General features: G+C 65.3%; 23 protein-coding genes. 14 read left to right on the top strand and 9 right to left on the bottom strand.

Annotated elements, in window-relative coordinates:
* Positions 1-83 precede the first annotated feature (83 nt).
* Together QMZ05_RS22995 and QMZ05_RS22990 are read right to left on the bottom strand one after the other, a co-directional pair.
* Positions 84-587 carry a DUF1993 domain-containing protein gene (locus tag QMZ05_RS22995; RefSeq protein WP_353702807.1) on the bottom strand — a complete coding sequence of 168 codons (504 nt, stop codon included), beginning with the start codon at positions 585-587 and terminating at the stop codon, positions 84-86.
* A 253-nt stretch (positions 588-840) separates the two neighbouring features.
* Positions 841-2187, bottom strand: a complete 1347-nt coding sequence (locus tag QMZ05_RS22990; protein ID WP_353702806.1) for a lytic murein transglycosylase — start codon at positions 2185-2187, stop codon at positions 841-843.
* Positions 2188-2369: 182 nt separating this feature from the next.
* Between QMZ05_RS22990 and QMZ05_RS22985 the strand changes: the two genes are divergently transcribed.
* Both QMZ05_RS22985 and htpX read left to right on the top strand, forming a co-directional pair.
* Positions 2370-4022: an ATP-binding protein gene (locus tag QMZ05_RS22985; RefSeq protein WP_353702805.1), complete on the top strand. Its 1653-nt coding sequence runs from the start codon at positions 2370-2372 to the stop codon at positions 4020-4022.
* A gap of 236 nt (positions 4023-4258) precedes the next feature.
* Positions 4259-5191 carry a zinc metalloprotease HtpX gene (htpX, locus tag QMZ05_RS22980; RefSeq protein ID WP_353702804.1) on the top strand — a complete coding sequence of 311 codons (933 nt, stop codon included), beginning with the start codon at positions 4259-4261 and terminating at the stop codon, positions 5189-5191.
* A gap of 206 nt (positions 5192-5397) precedes the next feature.
* On the opposite strand, the gene QMZ05_RS22975 is transcribed toward htpX, so the two are convergent.
* Positions 5398-6348, bottom strand: a complete 951-nt coding sequence (locus tag QMZ05_RS22975) for an aldo/keto reductase (protein ID WP_353702803.1) — start codon at positions 6346-6348, stop codon at positions 5398-5400.
* 277 nt (positions 6349-6625) lie between these two features.
* Between QMZ05_RS22975 and QMZ05_RS22970 the strand changes: the two genes are divergently transcribed.
* A complete protein-coding gene (locus tag QMZ05_RS22970; protein ID WP_245321197.1) occupies positions 6626-7072 on the top strand; it encodes a GYD domain-containing protein in 447 nt (148 codons plus the stop codon).
* A gap of 277 nt (positions 7073-7349) precedes the next feature.
* Here the strand turns inward: QMZ05_RS22970 and QMZ05_RS22965 are convergent, their stop codons facing one another.
* Together QMZ05_RS22965 and QMZ05_RS22960 are read right to left on the bottom strand one after the other, a co-directional pair.
* On the bottom strand, positions 7350-7562 hold the full coding sequence (locus QMZ05_RS22965; RefSeq protein WP_353702802.1) for a hypothetical protein: 213 nt from the start codon (positions 7560-7562) through the stop codon (positions 7350-7352).
* Positions 7555-8526, bottom strand: a complete 972-nt coding sequence (locus QMZ05_RS22960; RefSeq protein WP_353702801.1) for an SPFH domain-containing protein — start codon at positions 8524-8526, stop codon at positions 7555-7557. Before QMZ05_RS22960 ends, QMZ05_RS22965 begins: the two co-directional genes overlap by 8 nt.
* Positions 8527-8908: 382 nt before the next feature.
* Between QMZ05_RS22960 and QMZ05_RS22955 the strand changes: the two genes are divergently transcribed.
* Positions 8909-9721: a serine protease gene (locus QMZ05_RS22955; protein WP_353702800.1), complete on the top strand. Its 813-nt coding sequence runs from the start codon at positions 8909-8911 to the stop codon at positions 9719-9721.
* Positions 9722-9799: 78 nt separating this feature from the next.
* A complete protein-coding gene (locus tag QMZ05_RS22950; protein ID WP_050421952.1) occupies positions 9800-10225 on the top strand; it encodes a hypothetical protein in 426 nt (141 codons plus the stop codon).
* A 372-nt stretch (positions 10226-10597) separates the two neighbouring features.
* On the opposite strand, the gene QMZ05_RS22945 is transcribed toward QMZ05_RS22950, so the two are convergent.
* The gene (locus QMZ05_RS22945; protein ID WP_353702799.1) at positions 10598-10840 is read right to left on the bottom strand and encodes a DUF1127 domain-containing protein; all 243 of its coding nucleotides are present in this window, start codon (positions 10838-10840) and stop codon (positions 10598-10600) included.
* Between the two features lie 162 nt (positions 10841-11002).
* Between QMZ05_RS22945 and QMZ05_RS22940 the strand changes: the two genes are divergently transcribed.
* Complete coding sequence (locus QMZ05_RS22940) at positions 11003-12637, top strand: winged helix-turn-helix domain-containing tetratricopeptide repeat protein (RefSeq protein ID WP_353702798.1); 1635 nt, start codon at positions 11003-11005, stop codon at positions 12635-12637.
* Positions 12638-13056: 419 nt separating this feature from the next.
* Positions 13057-13314, top strand: a complete 258-nt coding sequence (locus QMZ05_RS22935) for a hypothetical protein (protein WP_353702797.1) — start codon at positions 13057-13059, stop codon at positions 13312-13314.
* Positions 13315-13486: 172 nt separating this feature from the next.
* Here the strand turns inward: QMZ05_RS22935 and QMZ05_RS22930 are convergent, their stop codons facing one another.
* Positions 13487-14929 (bottom strand): short-chain fatty acyl-CoA regulator family protein, encoded by a 1443-nt coding sequence (locus QMZ05_RS22930; RefSeq protein WP_353702796.1) that lies wholly within the window; start codon positions 14927-14929, stop codon positions 13487-13489.
* Here QMZ05_RS22930 and QMZ05_RS22925 point away from each other — a divergent pair.
* The 4 genes from QMZ05_RS22925 to QMZ05_RS22910 all read left to right on the top strand — a co-directional run bounded on the left by QMZ05_RS22925 (position 14928) and on the right by QMZ05_RS22910 (position 17043).
* Entirely contained in the window at positions 14928-15170 is a 243-nt protein-coding gene (locus QMZ05_RS22925; protein WP_353702795.1) for a hypothetical protein, read from the top strand. The two genes, QMZ05_RS22930 and QMZ05_RS22925, sit on opposite strands and share 2 nt — an antisense overlap.
* 2 nt (positions 15171-15172) lie before the next feature.
* Positions 15173-15382, top strand: a complete 210-nt coding sequence (locus QMZ05_RS22920) for a hypothetical protein (protein ID WP_016839740.1) — start codon at positions 15173-15175, stop codon at positions 15380-15382.
* Positions 15383-15595: 213 nt separating this feature from the next.
* The gene (locus QMZ05_RS22915; RefSeq protein ID WP_353702794.1) at positions 15596-16171 is read left to right on the top strand and encodes a hypothetical protein; all 576 of its coding nucleotides are present in this window, start codon (positions 15596-15598) and stop codon (positions 16169-16171) included.
* Positions 16172-16272: 101 nt separating this feature from the next.
* Positions 16273-17043: a hypothetical protein gene (locus QMZ05_RS22910; protein WP_353702793.1), complete on the top strand. Its 771-nt coding sequence runs from the start codon at positions 16273-16275 to the stop codon at positions 17041-17043.
* Between the two features lie 99 nt (positions 17044-17142).
* On the opposite strand, the gene QMZ05_RS22905 is transcribed toward QMZ05_RS22910, so the two are convergent.
* Complete coding sequence (locus QMZ05_RS22905; RefSeq protein WP_353702792.1) at positions 17143-18030, bottom strand: metallophosphoesterase; 888 nt, start codon at positions 18028-18030, stop codon at positions 17143-17145.
* A 159-nt stretch (positions 18031-18189) separates the two neighbouring features.
* Between QMZ05_RS22905 and QMZ05_RS22900 the strand changes: the two genes are divergently transcribed.
* The 3 genes from QMZ05_RS22900 to QMZ05_RS22890 all read left to right on the top strand — a co-directional run bounded on the left by QMZ05_RS22900 (position 18190) and on the right by QMZ05_RS22890 (position 19662).
* On the top strand, positions 18190-18678 hold the full coding sequence (locus QMZ05_RS22900; RefSeq protein ID WP_353702818.1) for an NUDIX domain-containing protein: 489 nt from the start codon (positions 18190-18192) through the stop codon (positions 18676-18678).
* A gap of 39 nt (positions 18679-18717) precedes the next feature.
* Positions 18718-19230: an N-acetyltransferase gene (locus tag QMZ05_RS22895; RefSeq protein WP_074131606.1), complete on the top strand. Its 513-nt coding sequence runs from the start codon at positions 18718-18720 to the stop codon at positions 19228-19230.
* A gap of 114 nt (positions 19231-19344) precedes the next feature.
* Entirely contained in the window at positions 19345-19662 is a 318-nt protein-coding gene (locus QMZ05_RS22890) for an EthD family reductase (protein ID WP_016839733.1), read from the top strand.
* 136 nt (positions 19663-19798) lie between these two features.
* Here the strand turns inward: QMZ05_RS22890 and QMZ05_RS22885 are convergent, their stop codons facing one another.
* Complete coding sequence (locus QMZ05_RS22885; RefSeq protein ID WP_353702791.1) at positions 19799-22165, bottom strand: TonB-dependent receptor; 2367 nt, start codon at positions 22163-22165, stop codon at positions 19799-19801.
* Between the last annotated feature and the right edge of the window lie 59 nt (positions 22166-22224).

Here is a 22224-nt window from a genome sequence, read left to right as displayed (position 1 = left end):
GCTCCCTGACGTCTTGTTGTTGTCAGGGAGCAGTAGCACGGCTGTGCGTGTGAGGCTAAAATCCCGCGGCGGGGAATATCGCGTCAGCTGACGCCGAGGAAATCGCGCTTGCCGACCTCGACGCCGTTGTGGCGCAGGATGTCGTGCGCGGTCACGGCGTGGAAATAGAAGTTCGGGAACGAGAACGCGCTGAGGAATTGCTGACCCTTCAGGGTCATGGTGCGGTCCGGGCCGATCGGGAAGGTGACGTCCCTGGCGTCCGCGCCGTCGAACTGCTCCGGCTTGAACGACTTCACATAGTCGATCGTCTTGGCCAGCCGCTGCTTCAGTTCGCCAAAACTCTTCTCGGTGTCGGGCGTCGACGGCACTTCGCTATGGGTCAGCCGCGCGCAGCCGCGTGCGGCGTGGTCGCAGACCAGCTGGATCTGCTTCGCCAACGGCAGCATGTCCGGATAGAGCCGCGATCCCAGCAGCACCTCGGGCGCGATCTTCTTCGCTTCGCAATGCGCCTCGGCCTTGGTCAGCTCGCCGGTGAGGCTGCTCAGGATCTGCAAATATGCGGGGACGACGGCGTCATGAAAGGACATGGGGATGCTCCCTGGTGCTGATGAAAGTCCGGATGTTACCGAACGGCGATGCTGCAAATGGGGCCGCGGTTGGAAGAATACAACTGCGGGGAGCTGTAACAGTCGGTCAAATATTTCTTTGTTTTCCGTCATCCTGAGGAGCGCGAAGCGCGTCTCGAAGGATGCACGGCCCGGCCGGTGGCCGTCGACCCTTCGAGACGCGCGTACCGCGCTCCTCAGGGTGACGGGGAGAGAGCGGCGGCTGGTTCTCGCCTCACCGCGTCCCCGGCACCGCGGCGTCCGCGGCCGGCTGGGTGCGGCCGCCGCCGCGCATCCGCGCGAGCAGCTCAGCAGTCGGCCAGGAATCCGCCGGCAGGCCGTATTTCATCTGCATCGCCTTCACTGCGCTGCGGCTCGCCTGGCCGAGCACGCCGTCGATCTTGCCGACGTCGTAGCCGGCGCGTGCCAAGAGCCCCTGCAGCTCCTTGATCTCGCCAAACGGCAGCTGCGCGACCGGCGCGTGCGGCCGTTGCATCGGCGGCGCGCCCGCGATGCGGCCGGCGAGATAACCGGCGGTGGTCGAGTAGATCAGCGAGTTATTCCATTCGGTGTAGGCGGCGAAATTCGGATAAGCGAGGAACGCCGGGCCCATCCGGCCCATCGGCAGCAGCAGCGAGGCCGGCATCTCGTCATTCGGCAGCGCCTTGCCGTCGGTCAAGGTGACGCCGAGCGCAACCCATTTCGAGCGCGGCAGCTTGATCGTGAGGTCGGCCTGGTCCCACGGGAAATTCGCGGCCTGCGGCACGCGCACCTCCTGCAGCCATGGCTCGCCGCGCCGCCACTTCAATCCATTGGCGATGTAGTTCGCGGTCGAGCCGATCACGTCGGGGCCGCTCGCGAGCAGATTGCGATGGCCGTCGCCGTCATAGTCGACGGCATAATTGAAATAGTGCGTCGGCAGGAATTGCGTCTGGCCGAGTTCGCCTGCCCACGAGCCGATCATCTCGTCGGGCGTCAGGTCACCGCGCTCGATGATCTTCAGCGCCGCGATGGTCTCGCCCTGGAACATCTCCGAGCGGCGGCAATCATAGGCCAGCGACACCAGCGACTTCAGCGTCGGCAGATTGCCCATCTGGACGCCGAAATCGCTCTCCAGCCCCCAGAACGCGGCGATGACAGCCGGCGGCACGCCGTACTCCTTCTCGGCGCGGGCGAACGCGGCCGCATAGGTCCGGATGTATTGCTGGCCCTGCTGCATGCGATAGTTCGCAGCCATGCGGCCGGCGAACTGGGTGAATATCTGGCCAAACACGCGCTGGCCGCGGTCGCGATTGACGATGCCCTGGTCGTAGACCAGGTACGGCGCGGCCTCCGCGATCGTGCGCTGCGAGACGCCGGCGGCGACCGCCTTCTGCTTCAGCTCCGCGAGGAAGCGATCGAAGTTTTGCCCGTTGTGGCAGGACGCAGCTCGCGGTGAGACCACGGCCGCCGGGCGCGCCCTGGCCGGCGCCGGACCTGCGGGACTGGGCAGCAGCTGCTGTGCATGACCCAGCGACGAGAGCGCCAGCGCCCCCACAATCGCTGCGATCATGATCGGGGCGCGGAGGGGAGATGCTGGCATCGATATCACCGGCTTGAATAGGGGGATAAAACTCATCCTGCATACACCAGGGCGACACCGGGCAACAACGGGGGGCGCCTCTTAGACCAATTGGGCTTCGGCTGGTCGAAGAGCCACCGCTATGATCGCCAAGTGATTCGCGGGCAGGGGTGTCGGCGGATCGATCACGCCCGGAGGGACCCATGTGGAGTTTTCTCGAGCGTCTGTTGGATTCGTCGACTTTTTCGCCACACGGCATCTGCCTGTTGTGGGAGCCGGAGCTGATCTGGCTGCACGTGATTTCAGACGCCATCATTGCCGCTTCGTATTTCTCGATCCCGTTTGCGCTCGCGATTCTCGTCTCCAAGCGGCGCGACTTCCAGTTCGGCTGGATGGCCTGGCCGTTCGCCGCCTTCATCCTCGCCTGCGGCCTCACGCATGTGTTCTCGATCTACACGCTATGGGTGCCGATCTACGGTCTCGAAGGCCTGCTCAAGGCGCTGACCGCGATCGCTTCGATCTTCACCGCGGTGCTGCTGTGGCCGCTGATCCCGAAGATCCTGGCGATCCCGACCGAGGCGCAGCTGCGCGAGGCGCATATCGCGCTCGCCGAGGAAGGGCGGCAGCGCCAGCACTCCGAATTCCTGCTCGAGCGCTTCCGCGAGGCGGAGGTCAACGAGAGCAAGATCCGCCAGGCGCAGAAGATGGAAGCGGTCGGTCAGCTCACCGGCGGCATCGCGCACGACTTCAACAACATCCTCACCGTCATCACCGGCACCATCGACATCCTGGCCGAGGCGGTCACCCACAACCGCCAGCTCACCGAGATCACCGCCCTGATCCGCGACGCCGCCGAGCGCGGCGCATCGCTGACGCGGCATCTGCTTGCCTTCGCGCGCAAGCAGCCTCTGCAGCCGAGCGACGTCGACGTCAACGTGTTGATGGTCGACACCATCGAGCTGCTGCGGCCGACCATCGGCGACCATGTCGATATCGATTTTCGTCCGATGCCCGACCTGCCGCGTGCGCTGGTCGATTCCAACCAGCTGGTCACCGCGATCATCAATCTCGCGCTGAACGCGCGCGACGCGATGCCGAAAGGCGGCCGGCTTACGATCGAGACCCGCACCGCCGAGCTCAAGCCATCTGATGTGCACGGCCATGACGGGCTTGCCGCTGACGACTACGTCGCGATCGCGCTGATCGACAACGGCCAGGGCATCGCGGAAGCCGATCTCGCCAAGGTGTTCGAGCCGTTCTTCACCACCAAGGACGTCGGCAAGGGCACCGGGCTGGGCCTCAGCATGGTCTACGGCTTCGTCAAGCAGTCCAACGGGCACATTGTGCTCGACAGCGAGCTCGGCCGCGGCACCAGGGTCATGCTGTTTCTGCCGCGCGCGGCGGCGGTCTCGCCGGCCGCGGTGCCCGAGCCGCGGCAGCCGGAGGCGCGCGGCGCGCAGGAGATCGTGCTCGTCGTCGAGGACGACAGACTGGTGCGCTCCTATGTGCTGACCCAGATCGAGAGCCTCGGTTACACCACGCTGTCGGCCAATAGCGGTGCCGAGGCGCTCGCCGTGCTCGATAGCGGCGCGCCGGTCGATCTCCTGTTCACCGACGTCATCATGCCCGGCGGGATGAACGGGCGCGAGCTTGCCACCGAGGCCGAGCGGCGCCGCCCCGGCCTGCGCGTGCTGTTCACGTCGGGCTACACCGAGAACGCCATCGACCAGGACGGCAAGCTCGAGCAGGGCATTCTGTTCCTCGGAAAGCCCTACAGCCGGGCCCAGCTCGCCCGCATGCTGCGGGTTGCGTTGCGCGAGCGGGAGACACGGCTTGCGCAGGAGCCGGCGGAGTAGGCGCGTCTCGGTAGCCCGGATGAAGCGACGCGCAATCCGGGATCAGGTCGCGCGGCGAGGCACCGCTCCCGGATTTCGCTGCGCTTCGTCCGGGCTACGGATCGCCGCACATGACCAATCGTTAATCCGCGCCGCGTCGCTGCGACGCACGCCTTCCTCTTGCGACGCCGGCGGCAAAATCCCTACCTCAGCGGCGTCGATTGTGGCAGCATTCCGCCTGCCGTCAGGGAACCACGATGAACTATTTTCGTACCGCGCTCCTGCTTGCCGGCCTCACCGCGCTGTTCATGGGCGTCGGCTATCTGATCGGCGGCGGCACCGGCGCCGTGATCGCGCTGATCGTCGCGGCTGCGACAAATCTTTTCACCTACTGGAATTCCGATCGCATGGTGCTGTCGATGTACGGCGCCCATCAGGTGGACGCGCGCTCGGCGCCGGACCTTTACAATCTCGTGGCCGAGCTCGCGCAGCGCGCGGCGCTCCCGATGCCGCGCGTGTTCGTGATGGACGAGGCGCAGCCCAATGCGTTCGCGACCGGCCGCAATCCGGAGAACGCGGCGGTTGCCGTCACCACGGGGTTGATGCAGCAGCTCAGCCGCGAGGAGCTCGCCGGCGTGATCGCGCACGAGCTTGCCCATATCAAGCATCACGACACGCTGACCATGACGATCACGGCGACGATCGCCGGCGCGATCTCGATGCTGGCGCAGTTCGGCATGTTCTTCGGCGGCAACCGCAACAACAACGGCCCCGGCATCGTCGGCTCGATCGCGATGATGATCCTGGCGCCGCTCGGCGCCATGCTGGTGCAGATGGCGATCAGCCGCACCCGCGAATACGCCGCCGACAATTATGGTGCACGCATCGTCGGCCAGCCGATGTGGCTGGCGTCCGCGCTCGCCAAGATCGAGAATTCAGCACATCAGGTGCCGAACATGGAAGCCGAGCGCAATCCGGCCACCGCGCACATGTTCATCATCAACCCGCTGTCGGGCCACGGCGTCGACAATCTGTTCGCCACTCATCCCTCGACCGCGAACCGCATCGCCGCGCTGCAGCAGCTCGCCGCCGAGCTCGGCACCCAGACCGCGCCGCGCCCCGCCGGCGCCAGCTATCCGCCGCGCAGCCCGTGGGGCGGAGCGTCGGGCCAGCGCGGGCCGTGGGGTTAGAGCAACATAAGAGCAGGTTGAGCAGAGGCCGCGAAGGCGGTGCGCCCCCTCTCCCCGTTCTTACGGGGAGAGGGGTGGGGTGAGGGGCTGTCTCCGCGCGTACGATGATAGTTGCATTCGCAGAGAATCCCCCTCACCCGGAACGCATCTCACGATGCGTTCCGACCTCTCCCCGCACGCGGGGCGAGGTGAAGCAGAGGCCGTCGCTACGCGCTCCCGGCGTCCAGCCGTGCGACCTGGTCCTTGCTCAGCTCGAGGTTCGCCGCCGCGACAAGCGTCGTGACCTGCTCGGGCCTGGTGGCGCTGGCGATCGGAGCGGTGATGCCGGGCTTCGCCATCAGCCAGGCAAGCGCAACCGCGGCCGGCTCGGCGCGGGTCTCGGCGGCGACCTCGTCGAGGCCGGCCAGAATGCGCATGCCGCGCGGGTTCATGTATTTTGGAATGCTGCGCGTCCCGCGTGGGCTCTTGGCGAAGTCGCTCTCCGAGCGATATTTGCCGGTCAGGAATCCGGCGGCCAGGGAGAAGAACGTGATCACGCCGACGTCGTTCTCCACACAGACGCGTTGCAGCGCGCCTTCGTAGCTCGACCGCTCCGCCAGGCTGTATTCGGGCTGCATGCTCTCGTAGCGGGGAAGTCCGGTTGCCTTGGAAATATCGAGCGCGCTCTTGAGCCGCTCCGGCGAGAAATTCGAGGCGCCGATCGCCCTGACCTTGCCGGCCTTGATCAGTTTGTCGTAGGCCGCGAGCGTCTCTTCCTGCGCCGTCGTCTCGTCGTCCTTGTGGGACTGGTAGAGGTCGATGTGATCGGTCTGCAACCGCCGCAGCGAGTCCTCGACCGCGCGCGCGATGTAGTCCGGCTGCAGCCCGACATTGCCGCCTCCCATGTCCATGCCGACCTTGGTGGCGAGGATGACGCGGTTGCGGTTGCCGCGCGCCTTCATCCATTTGCCGATGATCGTCTCGGACTCGCCGCCGTGATGGCCCGGCACCCAGCGCGAATAGACGTCGGCCGTATCCAGGAATGTCAGCCCCTGATCGAGCACGGTATCGAGCAGGCGAAACGACGCGGCTTCGTCGACCGTCCAGCCGAACACATTGCAGCCGAAGCAGAGGGGAGGGACGGTGAGACCGGAGCGGCCGAGCGGACGATGCTTCATGAGTGTTCTTTCTCTTGTTCTTGCGGGAGACGCGCGACACTGAGGCAGATCGCCAGTGTTTGCAAGGCGCTGTGCCGTCACGACAAGCCGAGGCAGCGATGGCGTGAGGTCACGCGCGCGCGTCAGGTCAGGCACGCTGCCCCTCCGTGCCGCATCGATCATCGATCGATTCATTCATCGCGCAGGAACGCGATTTCATTTGCCGTGCACTTGTTGTAGATTGCGCGGCGAGCTGCCACCGGTTACGCCGAATTCCGGAGAATGAGCGGCAGCGCTCATGGCCATCGGCAGGCCCTTTCTTCTTCATTTCAGTACGAAATCTTCTTCTGCCCTGGGCGACGCCCGGGTGAATGCCTTTTCATTCCCAGACAAAGATGGAGGGATTGCCATGCATTTCTGCCTCTCAGGGGAATACACACCGCGTGCGATCAACAACATCCTGGAGAACCCGACCACCAATCGATTGGAGGCGGCCAAGAAGTTGATCGAGGCGGGCGGCGGCAAGTTGATTTCGATGTACAGCATGGCGGCCGACGGCCCCAGCGTGATGGTGATCTTCGACGTTCCGGATCCGACCGTCGCGCCTGCCATCACCGGCATCGTCGTCGCGGCTGGCGCCATCCAGAACGTGAAGCTGGTCCGGCTGTTTACCCAGGACGAGATCAAGGTCGTGCGTCAGCACGCGGCCAAGCTCAAGGCTGCCTACTCGCCGCCGGGCAGCTGACGGCCACGGACGACCAAACGCGGCGCAGATCGATCTGATGTCACTCTCGCGCGGCGGCGCTTCGCAGCGTCCCGCGCGGAGGCGGGGGCCGTTGCGTGCCGCTGATCCGGGGCGCGTCAACGGATGGGCATTAGCTCGGGCGGATGTCGCGCGCGCATGCTGGCTCGCATTAGCCCCGGCCGGTTGTGCCGTCGCGCGACGTCCGCTCCCTCGCTCGCAGCGCGTAGCCGAGCCGCTGCGGCACCCGACTCACGCCGGCGTCGCGGCCGCTGGCGTGTCAGCTGGAGTCCGATGCTTCCTCTTCCGCGTCCGCCTTCGGCGGCCAGGCGCCGCGCCGGACCAGCGCCTCGTGCAGCAGCTTTTCGATCTGGCCCTGGCGCGAGCGGAATTCCGCGGCGGCCAGCCGGTCGAGGATGTCGAGCAGCGGGCTGCCGAGCCGCAGCAGGATCGGCTCCTTGTCCGGCCCCTTGGGGCGTCCGCGCTTAGGCATACAGTGTCCCGGTGTTGACGACCGGCGTTGCATCCTTGTCGGAGACCAGCACGACCAGCAGGTTCGACACCATGGCTGCCTTGCGTTCGGGGTCGAGATCGATGTCGGTCTGCTCCTTCAGCTTGTCGAGCGCTTCCTTGACGATGTCGACCGCGCCTGACACGACGAGCTTGCGCGCGGCGATCACCGCGCTCGCCTGCTGGCGGCGCAGCATCACCGGGGCGATCTCCGGCGCGTAGGCGAGATGGTTGATCCAGGCTTCGTTGATGGTCACGCCGGCCACCGCAAGGCGCTCCTTGAGTTCGACGATCAACTCGTTGGTGACCTGGTCGCCGCTCTCGCGCAGCGACAGCGTGCGTGCGGCCACCTGGTCGTGGCTGACGGCCTCATCGGGACCCGCATGCGCGACCGCCTCGTCGAAATCATAGGGATGGCGGCCGGCGATGTGGCGCAGCGCCGATTCCGTTTGCGCACCGACGAAGTCGGCATAGTCGTCGATCTGGAAGATCGCCTTGGCGCTGTTGTCGACACGCCAGACCACCACGGCGCCGATCTCGATCGGGTTGCCGATCAAATCGTTGACCTTCAGCTTGCCGCATTCATGGTAGCGGACGCGTTGCGATATTTTCGCGATCTTGAACAACGGCACGGTGGCCCGCAGTCCCGGTGCGGAATCTGTGCCGGCGTAGGCGCCGAACAATGTCAGCACCGCGCTCTCGTTCGGCTGCAGCGAATAGATCGACGAGCCGAACAGGATAGCGACTATCAGGGACAGCAGCGCGCAGAGCAGCGACCAGGTCGAGGCATGCATGAACGCGCCGTAGGCGCACCAGACGGTGAGCACGAGAAAGATCAGCGCGAGCAAAAGCGCGACATAGCCGCTGCCGACGAGGATGGCCGGGCGGTCGTCGACCCTGACCTTGATCGTGGAAAGGCCTGAAGCGGAATGGTCTTGCATAGTCATGGGAGCAAACCCCTGATGCATCCAGCATAATTGCTGATATTTTTTGATATCATAAATTGAGTGTGGACGAAAGCAGGCTGCCATTGACGATGCCGCGATCGGCGTATTCTCCAGCCAAAACAATTACATAGGCGGGGCGCCGACGGAGCGCGGGTAGTCCAGGCTGGATCGGCACGCGGCCATCACCCGGGTCTGCGATCCCCGCTCAAGCCGAGCAGCGCGCACTGCGCCGCGCGTGCCTGGATCGCGTTGGATCGCCGACAAAATGCCGTCTCGGAGAATCGGCTACGCCGCGCGAAATGAAGTAGAGAGTGCGGTGTATGTACAGGCATTGCCGGCGCGCGATTTGCGCGGCGGCGTCGGGCGGAGTTGGGGTCTGAGGGTGCATCACCTGGTTTCGATTTCAGGCCGCGCGGCATCGGCGATGCGCGCGAAATTGCCTGTCCGCATGATCCGGCTGGCCTGCGGTATTGCGATCGGTTGCGCGCTCACCGGCTTGTTGCCGCGCGAGGCCGCGGCGCAGGTGCCGTTCTCGCCGTTCCAACCGGTGCGGCAGATCGAGGCAGCGAAACCGCTGGCGCGCGATGTCGACAGCCCGCCTCTCGTCAGCCAGCGGCTCGACGGCACCGCGTTCTTTGTCGACGATCTCGGCCACATGCTGACCGCGCGTCATGCGGTCGCGGACTGCGCCCGGATTGTCGTCAGCAAGGAGGGCCGCGCCGTTGCAGCGCGCGTGGTGGCGCTGGCTGCGAGCGACATTGCCCTGATCAAGGTCCCGCGCACGCTGGGCCTCGCAGCGGTATTTCCACGCGCCAGCGCGTCCGTCGCCAACGACATGGTGTTTGCCGAGGCCTATGACCGGCTGAAGCCGATGCTCGCGCATGGCGGATCGCTCGGCAATGCGTTCGTCGACACCACGCTGCGCGATCCCGAGCATCTCGTGCTGCGCTCGAACGTCACCTTCGGCACCAGCGGTGCGCCGGTGCTGGATGCCCGTGGCCTCGTCGAAGGGGTGGTGAGCCGCAGGACCACGATCGATCGCGTGCTGGCGGTCGATGCCGCGCACGCCAAGTCCTTTCTTGCCGCGCATGGCGTGCGCTTCCAAGAGGACGACCGGCCGCAGATGAGCGGCACCGCGTCGCGCGCGCATCGTGCCGCCAGCATCTCGGCGCGCGTCACATGCCTGCAACAATGAGCGACTAGTTGCTGCCGGATCGATGCTCGCGCGTCGTCCTGTCAGCCTGCTGTCTGCGGTCAACCCTTGTCCAGATCCATGCTCATTCTGCGGGGCACGCTCGTGCTCTCGTTCGGCCTGCTGGTCTTCTCCCCGGCGCCAGGCCATGCCCAAGACTTTCGCAATCCCGAACAGGCGCCGCCGTCATGGGCGCAGTTCGCCAAGCTGGTCAAGTACCGGTTCGAGGAATGGATCGCGGCCGACGAGACGGTCGCCAATCGCTTCCGCAACTGGGTGATCGAGCATTCCGGCAAGGAGAACGGGCCGCCGCCGACGCTCGTGGTCCGCGCCTGGCTCAACCCGGACGGCACCGTCGAGCGCGTCAATTTTCCTGCGTTCAACGACGCCGGCGCGACCGAGGATCTGCGCACCATCCTGAAGCGCGGCAATGTCGGCGAGGCGCCGCCGCCGGAAATGTTGCAGCCGCTCAACCTGCGCTTCTCGCTCAATCTGCGCAAACCTTGAGCTGCTTCAATCGCGCGGTGTCGCCGCGGGCTATTCCAGACCTGGATCGAGATGGCGATCCAATTCGCTGCCGTTACGGCCGGCCACCATGGCGGTGACCAGCCTGCCGGCTCTGCGGAATGTCGTCACCGCTGCCGCCATGGCTCGCCGACAAGATGGCGTAAGAAGCCAAGACGTTGGACGCAGCCATTTCGCTTGACCGGACGGCGTGGCCGTCGTCGGCCGTAGCCAATATTCCTCATACCAGTCGGGCTGGACTCGAAATGCGCCCACTATCTGTTCGATCGTCCCGTCAGGGCTCTTTGGTGCCGGCATGACGCGGCCTCTTTGCAATACTGATCGCTGACGTCGCCCGAAGCCGGGCACCTCTGCTCATGGCGGGTAGACGGCGCCTCGCGGGTCGGTCGCGCGATGCGAGGCGACGTAGTCGATCTCTCCGCGCGCAATCCCGATATCCCTGAGCTCACGGTCGCTCAGATTGGTCAGGCGGTCCCGTATCTGGATGCGGAGCTCCCAATCCAGCAGGGCGGCCCAGTACCTGCCGATGACTGCAAAGCGCGAACGTGCCGGCGCAATCGCTTGCGGCGATCCGGCGACATTGTAGGGCGTATCCATTGGACATCTCCCGACGGCTTGTCCCTGCATCACGGTGGCAGGACGCCGGCAGGTCTGCTTGACATGTCGCTTACATTTTCCTCACCGGCGGCTTACTCTTTCCGCGCCGGCCCGCGCGAGAGCGCCCTCCGGCGAGCGGACGGCCATTTGGGGAATGGTGCCTTGCGCTATTTCTTCGAAGATTATTCGCTGGATACCGAGCGGCGCGAGCTGCGACGCGGGTTCGAGGTTGTCCCGACGACGCGGCAGGTTTTCGCGCTGCTTGATTATTTTATCCGCAACAGCGATCGCGTCGTCAGCAAGGACGATCTTGTCGACGCGATCTGGGATGGACGCGCCGTTTCCGATGCGGCGGTGACGACGCGTCTCAACGCCGCCCGGCACGCAATCGGCGATTCCGGGCAAGCGCAACGCCTGATCAGGACGCTGCCGCGACAAGGCTTCCGCTTCGTGGGCGTCGTGCAACGGGCGCAGGATGCTCCGGCCGGTTCGCCAGCCACGGCTCTGGACGGCAAGAACGCAAGTCCACTCGTTGGCCCGGAATGGCCGCCCCACCGCGAGATCCGGAGCGAGTTGGACGCGCCATCCGGTGCTCCGGGCTGCTTGCCGTCCGTCGCGGTGCTGCCGTTTGCCAATCTGTCAGGGGACAAGGAGCAGGACTATTTCAGCGACGGCATCACCGAAGATATCATCACCGAGCTGTCACGTTTCTCTGAGCTGTTCGTCATCGCCCGCAACTCGTCCTTCACATACAAGGGCAAGGCCGTCGACATCCGTCAGATCGGCCGGGAGCTTGGTGTGCGCTACCTGCTTGAAGGCAGTATTCGGCGTGACGGAGCGCAGGTGCGGATCACGGCGCAGCTGATCGATGCCCTGACCGGGGCGCATCGTTGGGCAGAGCGCTACGATCGCGAGTTGGAGGACATCTTTGCGGTCCAGGAGGAGGTGGCGCGCACCATCGTCGCCGTGCTCGCCGACCACGTGTATGTGGCGGAGCTCGAGCATGCCAAGCGCAAGCCGACGGAGAATCTGGGCGCCTACGATCTCTATCTTCGCGGGATGGCGGAAACCTACAGATGGACCAAGGAGGGGAATGAAGCAGCGCTCCGCCTGTTCTACAGGGCGATTGAACTTGATCCCGAATTCCCGACGCCTTACGGCGCTGCGGCGATGCGCTTCGCCGTGCGCAAGGGGTTCAGCTGGATCGTCGATCGTGATCAGGAGATCGCTGAAGTCAGGAGGCTGGCCCGCTGCGTGATGCAACTGGGCAAGAACGACGCGATTGCATTCGTGCACATCGGGCATGCGTTGGGCTATGTCGCCAAAGACCTCGATGACGGCGTCGCCATGATTGATCGTGCGCTGGCCCTGAACCCGAACCTCGGCGCCGCGTGGGCCCATAGCGGCTGGCCGCGGCTGTGGCTCGGAGATGCAGAGTTGGCCATTGAGCACTTTGCACGCGCCATGCGGCTGAGCCCCGTCGATCCGGGTAAGTTCTGGCCGCAGGAAGGCACCGCCCATGCTCATTTCTTTGCCGGCCGGTACGACGAAGCGTTCGCATGGGCGGCGATGGCGTTGCGCAGCCGGCCGGATAGCCACGCCGCGTTGCGTATCGGTGCCGCAAGCAGCGTGCTTGCCGGCCGCTGCGACGAGGCAAGGAGACTGGCAGCGCGATTGCACGAGATCGACCCGGCGCTACGCCCTTCGACCCTGACCACCGTGCTGGGTCCGTACCGTAACCCCGACGACGTGGCGAAGTATGCGGATGCGCTACGGCGGGCGGGTTTGCCCGATTGATGACGTGCTTCATCGCTGCACCGCCCGGTCTGCCGAGCGGGCGTCCCATCTACAACGGTCATCGCCCGGCTTGACCGGGCGATCTAGTACGCCGCGGCCTCTCGGCTCAAGCTGCTGTCTCTGGAATACTGGGTCACCCGCTTTCGCGGGTGATGACACCGCGTTGTGCGTCATCTTGGAGCGGGAACCATCCCCCGTATCGTCCTGGCGAAAAGCCAGGACCCATTGCCCCAAATGCGCATGGTTGCGCGACGTGGGGGCCACGATCCCGTTCATCACGGAATGCGGTGGTCATAGGTCCTGGCTTTCGCCAGGACGACAACGAAGAGTCTCGCCTACAATGTCCGTCACGGTGTATGGGTCCCGGCCCCCCGTGCGCAATTGCGTACTAGGCCGGGGCGACGCATGGGGTGAACGCCATGGCCAAACAACAACCCGATCGTTCGCGGCGCAGCTTCATCTGCACCGCCATCGTAGGACTTCCCGCAACGCTCCTGCTGCGAGGTGCCGCAGCATCCGACAAAATGACAAAACCGCAGGCCGAATATCAGGACACGCCGAACGGCATCTACTCCTGCGGCCTGTGCACCCTGTTCGTCGCGCCCGACGGCTGCAAGGTGGTCGAGGGCGCCATTAGCAAGGACGGCTGGTGCAAGGCCTTTGCCGCGGTGGATTGAATCTAAACCCTCCCCTGGAGGGGGAGGGTCGTTGCGCATGCAGCGAAGCGGAATGCGCAGCGGGGTGGGGTGATCTCTCAACACGGGCAGCGACCGATACGAGGGACCTTCACCCCACCCCGCCGCTCATTTCATTCGCGTCGACCCTCCAGGGGAGGATAAGAAAGCGAGTCTACAGCTCCCGCGCGTTTGAAAACGCGAATGACGACACCCGCCGCGTGGTCTCGTCGAGGATCAGCGTGCGCGTGATCGGCGGCTCGGCGCGCTGGCTGCAATTCTCGCGCTCGCAGAGCCGGCAGTTGACGCCGATCGGGGTGCCCTCGATTTTTTCCAGATCCATCCCGGTCGCATAGACCAGCTTTGTTGCATGCCGGATCTCGCAGCCGAGCCCGATCGCAAAGCGCGGCTGCGGCTGCGGGTAGGGCGCAACCGGCCGGCGCACCGTCTGCGCGATCGAGAAGTAGCGCGTGCCGTCGGGTAGCTCGATCACCTGGCTGAGCAGGCGGTCGGGCATGTCGAAGGTCGAATGCACGTTCCAGAGCGGGCAGGTGCCGCCGAACTTGGAGAACGGGAAGGTGCCGGAGGAAAATCGCTTCGATACGTTGCCGGCATTGTCGACGCGCAGCAGGAAGAACGGCACGCCGCGCGCGTTCGGCCGTTGCAGCGTGGTGAGGCGGTGGCAGACTTGCTCGAAGCCGGCGTTGAAGCGCTGCGCCAGCACGTGGACGTCGTAGCTCAAGGCTTCGGCGGCGGAATGAAACGCCTGGTAGGGCATCATCGCGGCCGCCGCGAAGTAATTGGCGAGCGTGATGCGGTAGAGCCTGCGCGCGGTGTCGTCGAGCGGGCCGGCGCGGCTGACGATGGCATCGATCGCGGCGCCGCATTCGACGAAGCCGATCTGCAGCGCAAGCTGGAAGCTGCGGCCGGAGCTGTCGACGAGCTCGGAGATCAGGAGCTGCCGGCGATGCCGATCGAAACGGCGCAGCGTCTCGCGCATCACGTCGACCGGCATCACGCGGGTGACGATCGAATGCTTTTCGCGCAGGCGCGTGGCGAGCGCCGTGAACAGGCCTTCGGTCGGCACGTTGAGCTCGTCGCGCAGATTTTCCGCCGCGGTCTCGAGCTCGGGAAAGTAATTGCGGTTGGCCTCGATCAGGTCGCGCACCCGCTCGATCGGGTTGGCGTCGAACTGCGAGCCTTCGCGGTCGGCCATCTGCGCCGCCACCAGCGTCTCGCCCCGGCGCGCCTCGGTGTAGGCGGCGTAGAGCCGCTGCAACGCATGCGTCACGCCGGGGCAGAGCTCGGCGAGGTCGCGCAGCTCCTGCTTCGGCAGGTCGATCTGGCGGAACAGGGGGTCGGAGAAGATCTCGTTGAGTTCCGCGAAGAAGCGGTCCTCGTCGGCGGTGGCGAGGTCGCGCAAATCGAGATCGTAGGTCTCGGCCAGCCGCAGCAGGATCTGCGCCGTCACCGGGCGCTGGTTGCGCTCGATCAGGTTGATGTAGGAGGGCGAGATGCCGAGCCCCTCGGCGATCTGGGTCTGCGACAGCCCCAATTGCTGGCGGATCCGCCGGAACCGCGGCCCGACGAACAGCTTCTTTCCGGACTCGCCGGGCATGGCAGTCTTCCTGACCTATTTTGTGACAAAAATTACAAATCGACAATTATTACAAGTTCAGATGTTACATGACATCACCAATAAAAAACAAGGTACCTGTACGAACTTCGCCTTTTCGCGTTTATCTCCCGACACGCACTTCGCGATGCTCTGTCAAGAATGTCGAACCGGCGAGCAGGTTGCGGGGATCAGGTTTCAGGCGGCTGAGCAAAGGCAGCACGGTTTTTTCAAAGGAGACTGACGATGAGCAAAGGCAGCAATTTCTGGGTGATCGGCGGCGAGTTCGGGTCGATGAACTTCCACAAGCTCGTCGAAGGCTCCGCCCAGGTCCGCGGCCCGTTCAAGACCCGCAAGGAAGCCGAAGAGTGCTGGAAGGAAGTCTCGGAAGAGAGCCGCCACAAGGCCGGCGTGCGCTTCTCCATCGTCGAGGAGCCGTCGCGGGTTTCGGCCTGACGGCCAGGATTTTCAAAGCTAAGAAACGTCCAAGGACGGCGGCCCCATCCGGTTTCAACCGGGTGGGGTCGACCGCTTTTGGGACACTCCCAGCGGTTTTTGATCTGGGGATAAGTGGCAGCCTAAGTGCTTGGGAACCAACGTCCTTTGCGGACGTCATGGTTGCTGATAGGTTAATGCGTAAGCAAACCCGTCACCACGAGACCGCAAGGCATGTCCGATCCGCAGAACACCGGCAGCGAGGCGCGCGAGATGCGGCCGACGCTGCGAGAGGCGCTGCGGCGGGCGCGGATCGAAGCGGCCGACCGCACCGGCGTCGTCGTCGAGCTGCGCGATGCCGAAGTGGCGCGGCTGGAGATCCTCAACGACGCGCTCGATCCGCTGTTCGCGCAGGTGCCGGAGAAGGTCGATCTGTTCGACCGCGGCATCAGCCAAGGCGAGACGCCGCGGCTCTGGATCGACGTCGTCGCGCATGTGCTGATGGGCCGCGACAAGCGCATCTACCGCTTCGTGCAGGACACGCGGTTCGGCCGCATCGTGCTCGCCGAATCACACGACGTGGCCGTGATCGTCGATGCCGTCACCGACTATGTGGCACGCCGCATGATCGAGCGCGAGCATGCGATGGTGGCAACGCCGCTTCCGGTTGCCGAGCCGCCGGCGTCGCCGCCCGTGCCGGTGGTGGCGCCGAAGCGCCGCGGCAGGCTCGGCATGTTCGTGCTCGGCTTCATCCTGGGCGCGCTGGCGCTGTTCGGTTTCGCGCTGCTGGCGAGCTTGCAGAATTTCTAGAGCATGATCCGGAAAAGTATGAAGCGGTTTTCCCTCGCGACAAACGCGGAACGCGTTTGCGCGGAGATCATGCTCAAATAGGGGAAGGGGCGGGGGGCAATTTGGTCATAACACCCGCCTCGGCATTTTTCGGCGTGCTGGCGGCAGGCGCCGTGATCGGCAGCGCCGTGCTGTTCGGCAAATGGCAGACGCTGCGGCGCGCCGAATATATCCGCACCTTCAAATGGCCGGCGGGGCTGCTGGCCCGGCTCGAGAAGCATCACCCCGGCTTTTCCCGCAAGGACAGCGCGCTGGTGTCGCGCGGCTTGCGGCAGTTCTTCCTCGCCCATCTGATGAGCGGCAAGCGCTTCGTCTCGATGCCGTCGCAGGCCGCCGACGACCTCTGGCACGAATTCATTCTCTACACCCGCGAATACGACGCGTTCTGCCGCCGCGCCTTCGGTACGTTCCTGCATCACACGCCGGCCGTCGTGCTGGTGAAGGAGCAGCGCCGGAGCAATGAGGGGCTGCGGCGGGTCTGGTGGTATTGTTGCAAATACGAGAACATCGATCCGGTCAGGCCGACGCGGCTGCCGCTGCTGTTCGCGCTCGACGCCAAGCTGAACATCGCGAACGGCTTCATCTATCACACCGACTGCGAGGCGCTGCGCCGCAGCGGCATTGCCGGCAGCAGCCCCTATTGCGGCGGCGATTTCTCGGACTCATCGATCGACGGATCGTCGGCGGGCTTCGGCGATGCCGGCAGCGACGGAAGCCATGGCGGCGATGGTGGCGGCCACGGCGGCGGTGATGGAGGCGGCGGCGATGGTGGAGGCGGCGGCGACAGCGGAGGCGGCTGCGGCGGCGGCTGTGGCGGCGGCGGTGGCGACTAGAGCATTTTCGAGCGAAGTGGACACCGGTTCGCGTGAAGAAAATGCGTCAAAATGAGAATCTAGAGCTCCGTTCCGATGCAATCGGAACGGAAAAAGGCTCTAGGACAATCGTATTTGCTTGAGCTCGCGAATGCCGTCGTGATGGCCGAGGCCGCGCACGGTCTGCTCACAGCGCCAGGCGTTGCCGTCGCGCTCGATCGAGAACAGATTGTAGGCCGCCGCCGGATAGTGCTTGCGCGCCAGCGCCGATGCCGACGGCACGCCGATCGCCGGGATCTTCCGCTCGGGGCCGTCGAACCACATCGTCGAATGGATGTGGTCGTGGCCATGCAGCACCAGCTCGACGCCGTGCCGCTTGAGCAGCGCGAGCAATTGATGCGAATCGGTCAGCCGCTTGGCGCGCCCGTCCGAGTGCAGCGGGTGATGCACGAGCAGCACGCGGAACGCATCCTCCCGCGACAGCTGCGCGAGGATCGTATCCAGCGCTGTGAGCTGGGCATGGCCGAGCCAGCCGGTCGCCATCAGCGGCGGCGTCGGCACCGCCGAGGAGACGCCGATCAGCGCCACCGGGCCGCGGCGGCGCACGAACGGAAAATGCGTCGCCGCGCCGTCGGCGTCGCCGCGCAGATAGTCGCCGAAATGGCTGACGAAGCGATGCCGGGTCGCGCGCACATAGGCGTCGTGATTGCCGGGGACCACAGTGACGTCGGCAGCGCCGCCGACGCCTTCCAGCCATTGCCGGACCGGATTGAACTCGGCATCCAGCGCGAGGTTGACGAGGTCGCCGGTGACGGCGACGTGGTCCGGCTGCTGAGCCTGCATGTCGGATACCAGCGCATCGAGCACGTCGCGGCGGTGATATTTGTGACGGTTGCGCGTCCAGTTCAAATAGCCGAAGGCGCGCTTGCCGGCGAGATCGCGCAGCCGTGCCGCCGGGAGCGGCGGCAGATGCGGATCCGACAGATGTGCGAGGCGGAACGCCGCCATCACGCGATTCCCTTCGGATTGTCGGTGAAAAGTGGCCGGCAGCCGGTCATGTCGTGCTATCCCGAACGTCCTGCCCTGTATTGGCAAGAGCTGCGCAGGCGCGCAAGGATCAAAGCAAGGATCAAAGCGCGGATCAAACACCATGACGTCGGGGGTTCAGTGACGATCCTGCTGGATTTACGCAAGCGCTTCGAGCCGCAGATCAGGTGGGTGTTTCATTTCTACTGGCGGCTGGTCCGCAGCATGACGCTCGGGGTCCGCGCCGTGGTGCTCGACGCCGACAACAAAGTGTTCCTGGTCAAGCACAGCTATGTCCACGGCTGGTATCTGCCTGGCGGCGGGGTCGAGGTTGGCGAAAGTTTTATCGAGTCGCTGCGGCGCGAGCTGGAGGAGGAGGGGCGGATCGAGCTTACCGGCGAGCCGGTGCTGCACGGCATCTTCCACAACAGCCACGTCTCGCCGCGCGATCATGTCGCGGTCTATGTCGTCCGGAACTACCGGCAGGACCGGCTGCCGGAGCCGAATCGCGAGATCGTGGCCTGTGGCTTCTTCGATCCGGCTGACCTGCCCGATGAGACCACCCCCGGCACCCGGCTGCGGATCGCGGAGGTGCTCGAGGGCAGGCCGCCGCCGGCGACATGGCGGTGATGGACCGCGCCCGCGCCAGATGCTATCCCGCGCCCCACAATGACCGAACTGTCCCTGACCATCCTGCCCGAGACCCCGAAAGACGCCCAGGCGATCGAGCGCCTGCACGAGCGCACCTTCGGGCCCGGCCGCTTCGTGCTCAGCGCCTACCGGCTGCGCGAGCATGTCGATCATCTGCTCGATGTCTCCTTCACCGCGCGGATCGGCACGCTGCTGGTCGGCTCGGTGCGCCAGCTTCCTGTGTGCATCGGCGACACGCCGGCGCTGATGCTCGGACCGTTGACGGTCGAGCCGCCGTTCCGCAGCCGCGGCGTCGGCCGCGCGCTGCTCGAGCGCGCGATCAATGACGCCCGTGCCAAGGGCCACCGGCTGATCGTGCTGGTCGGCGACGAGCCGTATTATGCGCGGGTCGGCTTCAAGCCGGTGGCGAAGGGGCGGATGACTATGCCCGGCCCGGTCGACTACAGTCGCCTGCTTGTCATGGAACTGGTCGACGGCGCGTTCGAGGGCGTGTCCGGACCGATCCAGCCGGACTGGAGCAAGGCGATCTGACATCCGCGCGAGCCATCGCCGGAACGGTTGCACCCTCCGACAATCTGAAGCACAGTTGAGGCAAGCGCCGGGACAAGACCGGCGCATGTCATATCAACAGGGAGAGTGCGCGCCATGATCAAGGTCAGTGTGATGTATCCGAACAATCCAGGCGCACGCTTTGATCACGACTATTATCGCGACAAGCACATGCCGCTGGTGAAGGCGCGGCTGGGCGACGCCTGCAAATACTACACCGTCGACAAGGGGCTCGCCGGCGGCGCACCGGGGCAACCCGCGACCTATGTCGGCATGTGCCACATCTTCTGCGACTCGGTCGAGGCCTTCGCCGCCGGCATGGGCAAGCACGCCCAGGAGATCATGGGCGACATTCCGAACTACACCGATCTGCAGCCGGTGATTCAGATCAGCGAAGTCGTCGTCGGCCACTGAACGCTGTAGCCCGGATGTAGCGAAGCGAAATCCGGGACAGCCTCACCGCGGGCGTAGTCCCCGGATTGCGCTTCGCTGCATCCGGGCTACGCGACAAAAATCCCTCTGCCGTTGAAGGCAGAGGGATACGCTTGTCTCAGAACTTCAGATTGGCGAACGCCCGCACGCCGAGGCCCGGCATCAGCACCTCATCCTTGGTGTAGGAGACGGAGTTGCGGATGTTCTGGTTGAGCAGATTGTTGCCGACCAGACCAAGCGTCATCTCGCGCGCACCGATCCACGACTGATTGAGCTTGGTGTTGTAGGTGATCTCCGCGTTCAGGAGATTGAAGCCCGCGGTCGGGGTCTCGCCGATCACGGCGATATCGTTCTGCGCGAACGCATGCACCAGGTTGATGCGGGTGAACCAGTTGCTGTCGCGCCAGTAGACGCCGCCGCCGAGCCGTACCGGCGGAATCCGCGGCACGTTGGTGCCGTCGGTGAAGGTGGCGCGCACCACGTCGAACTGGTTCTCGATACCCCAGATGCCGCCGTTGAGCGCGCTGATATCGAGCTGGCTCTGGAATTCGGCGCCGCGGAAGATCGCATCACGCTGCGAATAGACCGCCTGGCGCGCCTCGTTGCTCGGATCGCCATTGCCGCAGGAATCGAAATCGCCGCCGCACATCACGCCGGTCAGGCGGCGATAGATGAAATTGCTGAAGCGGGTGTAGTAGGCGGTGGCCTCGAAACGGAACGGTCCGGTCGCCTTGCGCAGGCCGATCTCGACCGATTTCGCGGTCTCGATGGTGAGGTTCGGATTGCCGATGTCGAAGGTCGCGGTCGCATCATGCGCGCCGCGCGAGAACAGCTCGGCAGGCTTCGGGGCGCGCTCGACATATTGCGCGGTGATGCTGCCGACGAGGTCGCCGGGCAGATTCTGGATCAGCCCGACGCTGCCGCTGACCGGCGTGTAGGACGGATTGCGCGACACCGCGCTTTGCGGCGCGCCATCAGGCAGGAAGTCAGCCGGGAAATCCGGCGTCGATCCGTGCAACTCGACATGCTCGATGCGGCCGGCGACCTGAGCCTTGGTGGAATCCGTGAACTTGAATTCGTTGAATACGTAACCCGCGATGCGGTTGTTGTTGTTCGGACTCCACAAGCCGTTGAACAGTGCGCCCGGATCGTCCGGGCTCGGCGCGGTCAGCTCCTGGTGTCCGCCCTGCAGGCCGAACGCGGTCGTCACGGTTGCGAAGCGCGCGTTGAACGGCATCATCTGCACCTCGACGCGGGCTTCCTGCTCCTTGCTGGTGAAGGTCTGGCGCACGCCGTCGCTGAACAGGTCGGTTGGGTCGGCAAGGCCGAGCTCGTTGTGGCGATAGTCGGTCGCGCCGACCCAGAATCGCACGGCGTCGATCGCGGCAGCGTCGGGCCGGTACTCGCCCTTGACCGCGATCTTGGTCTGGTGCGCATCGATCCGGGTCTTGTGATCGGAGCCGTCGATGCCGGGGATGTGATAGAGCGAGTCGTTCTGGGTAATCGCCGCGCCGATATAGCCGCCCTGGAAGAAATACGACGCGCTGACCGAGGCGCCGTCCGACTGCGTCGCGGAGTTCGGCTGGCGGCCGCCCACCGGCCGGGTCTGGTCGAACAGATACGGGTAGCTTGGGATGCTGTAGTCGCTGGTGGTGCGGCCGTAGACGTCGGCATGCACGGCGACATTGTTGCCGCCGGCATCCAGCAGCATGCCGCCTTCGACGCCGCGATTGACCGAGCTTACCGAGGTGCGGGTCTCGACATTGAGGCAACCCGGGCCGCCGGCGTCGGCCAGCGGCGCCTTCACGGGCAGTCCATAGCTCTGGAACGGCGCTGCCGCGCAGGTCGGCATCGCGTCGGGAATCCGGTTGTTGGTTGCGCTCACCACGCCGCCGATCGAGGTCGAGCCGTAGCGCAGCGCGGCCGGGCCGCGCACCACCTCGATCTGGTTGGTCGAGAACGGATCGATCGGCACGAAATGATCTTCGCCGAGATCGGAGACGCCGCCGCCGCCGAGGCCGTTCTCGACGATGCCGACGCGGTTGACGTCGAGGCCGCGGATGATCGGCCGGCTCGATGCGCCGGGCGCGAAGCTCGAACCGGTGATGCCGGGCTTGGAGAACAGGAGATCGCCGAGCGTGGCGCCGCCGGAGCGCCGCAGTTCTTCGTTGGGCACCACGGTGACGGTTGCGAACTGGTCGGTGACGACGGGCAGCACGCCCTGTTGTGGCGCAGGCGGCGGTGCGGCTTGCGCCGGTTGCGCCGCCGCGGCGCGTTCGCGGTTGCGGCTCGGCGCAGCCCGGACGACGTGAACCGGCGCGCGCGTTGGCACGGTGCGGTGCCGCTGGATCGGGCTCGGCGCCGTCACGGTGATATCAGGCAGTTGCGTCGGCGTATCGTCGGCCAGCGCGCTGCCATGCATGGCGCCGAGCAGCAGCCAGCTCGCGCCTCCGATGTGGAGTGCTCGTGTCTTCTGAAGTGTCATTGTCCTGGTCCAGTCCCGTCGAAATGACGGATCGATCCCGATTTGCCCTGCGGGAAGCC

The sequence above is a fragment of the Bradyrhizobium sp. INPA03-11B genome (genome assembly GCF_040446015.1).
GTDB lineage: Bacteria > Pseudomonadota > Alphaproteobacteria > Rhizobiales > Xanthobacteraceae > Bradyrhizobium > Bradyrhizobium macuxiense_A.
The sequence above is the reverse complement of the archived record's forward strand: the minus strand, read 5'-3'. Positions and strand labels throughout refer to the sequence as shown.

What these genes read in the sequence shown, in the direction of transcription:
- QMZ05_RS22935 (WP_353702797.1), top strand. Translation starts at nt 13,057, where the DNA reads ATGGCCAAACAACAACCCGATCGTTCGCGGCGCAGCTTCATCTGCACC.
- QMZ05_RS22930 (WP_353702796.1), bottom strand. Translation starts at nt 14,929, where the DNA reads ATGCCCGGCGAGTCCGGAAAGAAGCTGTTCGTCGGGCCGCGGTTCCGG.
- QMZ05_RS22905 (WP_353702792.1), bottom strand. Translation starts at nt 18,030, where the DNA reads ATGGCGGCGTTCCGCCTCGCACATCTGTCGGATCCGCATCTGCCGCCG.
- QMZ05_RS22965 (WP_353702802.1), bottom strand. Translation starts at nt 7,562, where the DNA reads ATGCCTAAGCGCGGACGCCCCAAGGGGCCGGACAAGGAGCCGATCCTG.
- QMZ05_RS22885 (WP_353702791.1), bottom strand. Translation starts at nt 22,165, where the DNA reads ATGACACTTCAGAAGACACGAGCACTCCACATCGGAGGCGCGAGCTGG.
- QMZ05_RS22975 (WP_353702803.1), bottom strand. Translation starts at nt 6,348, where the DNA reads ATGAAGCATCGTCCGCTCGGCCGCTCCGGTCTCACCGTCCCTCCCCTC.
- QMZ05_RS22915 (WP_353702794.1), top strand. Translation starts at nt 15,596, where the DNA reads ATGTCCGATCCGCAGAACACCGGCAGCGAGGCGCGCGAGATGCGGCCG.
- QMZ05_RS22895 (WP_074131606.1), top strand. Translation starts at nt 18,718, where the DNA reads ATGACCGAACTGTCCCTGACCATCCTGCCCGAGACCCCGAAAGACGCC.
- QMZ05_RS22950 (WP_050421952.1), top strand. Translation starts at nt 9,800, where the DNA reads ATGCTCATTCTGCGGGGCACGCTCGTGCTCTCGTTCGGCCTGCTGGTC.
- QMZ05_RS22960 (WP_353702801.1), bottom strand. Translation starts at nt 8,526, where the DNA reads ATGACTATGCAAGACCATTCCGCTTCAGGCCTTTCCACGATCAAGGTC.
- htpX (WP_353702804.1), top strand. Translation starts at nt 4,259, where the DNA reads ATGAACTATTTTCGTACCGCGCTCCTGCTTGCCGGCCTCACCGCGCTG.
- QMZ05_RS22890 (WP_016839733.1), top strand. Translation starts at nt 19,345, where the DNA reads ATGATCAAGGTCAGTGTGATGTATCCGAACAATCCAGGCGCACGCTTT.
- QMZ05_RS22970 (WP_245321197.1), top strand. Translation starts at nt 6,626, where the DNA reads ATGGCCATCGGCAGGCCCTTTCTTCTTCATTTCAGTACGAAATCTTCT.
- QMZ05_RS22995 (WP_353702807.1), bottom strand. Translation starts at nt 587, where the DNA reads ATGTCCTTTCATGACGCCGTCGTCCCCGCATATTTGCAGATCCTGAGC.
- QMZ05_RS22920 (WP_016839740.1), top strand. Translation starts at nt 15,173, where the DNA reads ATGAGCAAAGGCAGCAATTTCTGGGTGATCGGCGGCGAGTTCGGGTCG.
- QMZ05_RS22945 (WP_353702799.1), bottom strand. Translation starts at nt 10,840, where the DNA reads ATGGATACGCCCTACAATGTCGCCGGATCGCCGCAAGCGATTGCGCCG.
- QMZ05_RS22990 (WP_353702806.1), bottom strand. Translation starts at nt 2,187, where the DNA reads ATGCCAGCATCTCCCCTCCGCGCCCCGATCATGATCGCAGCGATTGTG.
- QMZ05_RS22925 (WP_353702795.1), top strand. Translation starts at nt 14,928, where the DNA reads ATGGCAGTCTTCCTGACCTATTTTGTGACAAAAATTACAAATCGACAA.
- QMZ05_RS22985 (WP_353702805.1), top strand. Translation starts at nt 2,370, where the DNA reads ATGTGGAGTTTTCTCGAGCGTCTGTTGGATTCGTCGACTTTTTCGCCA.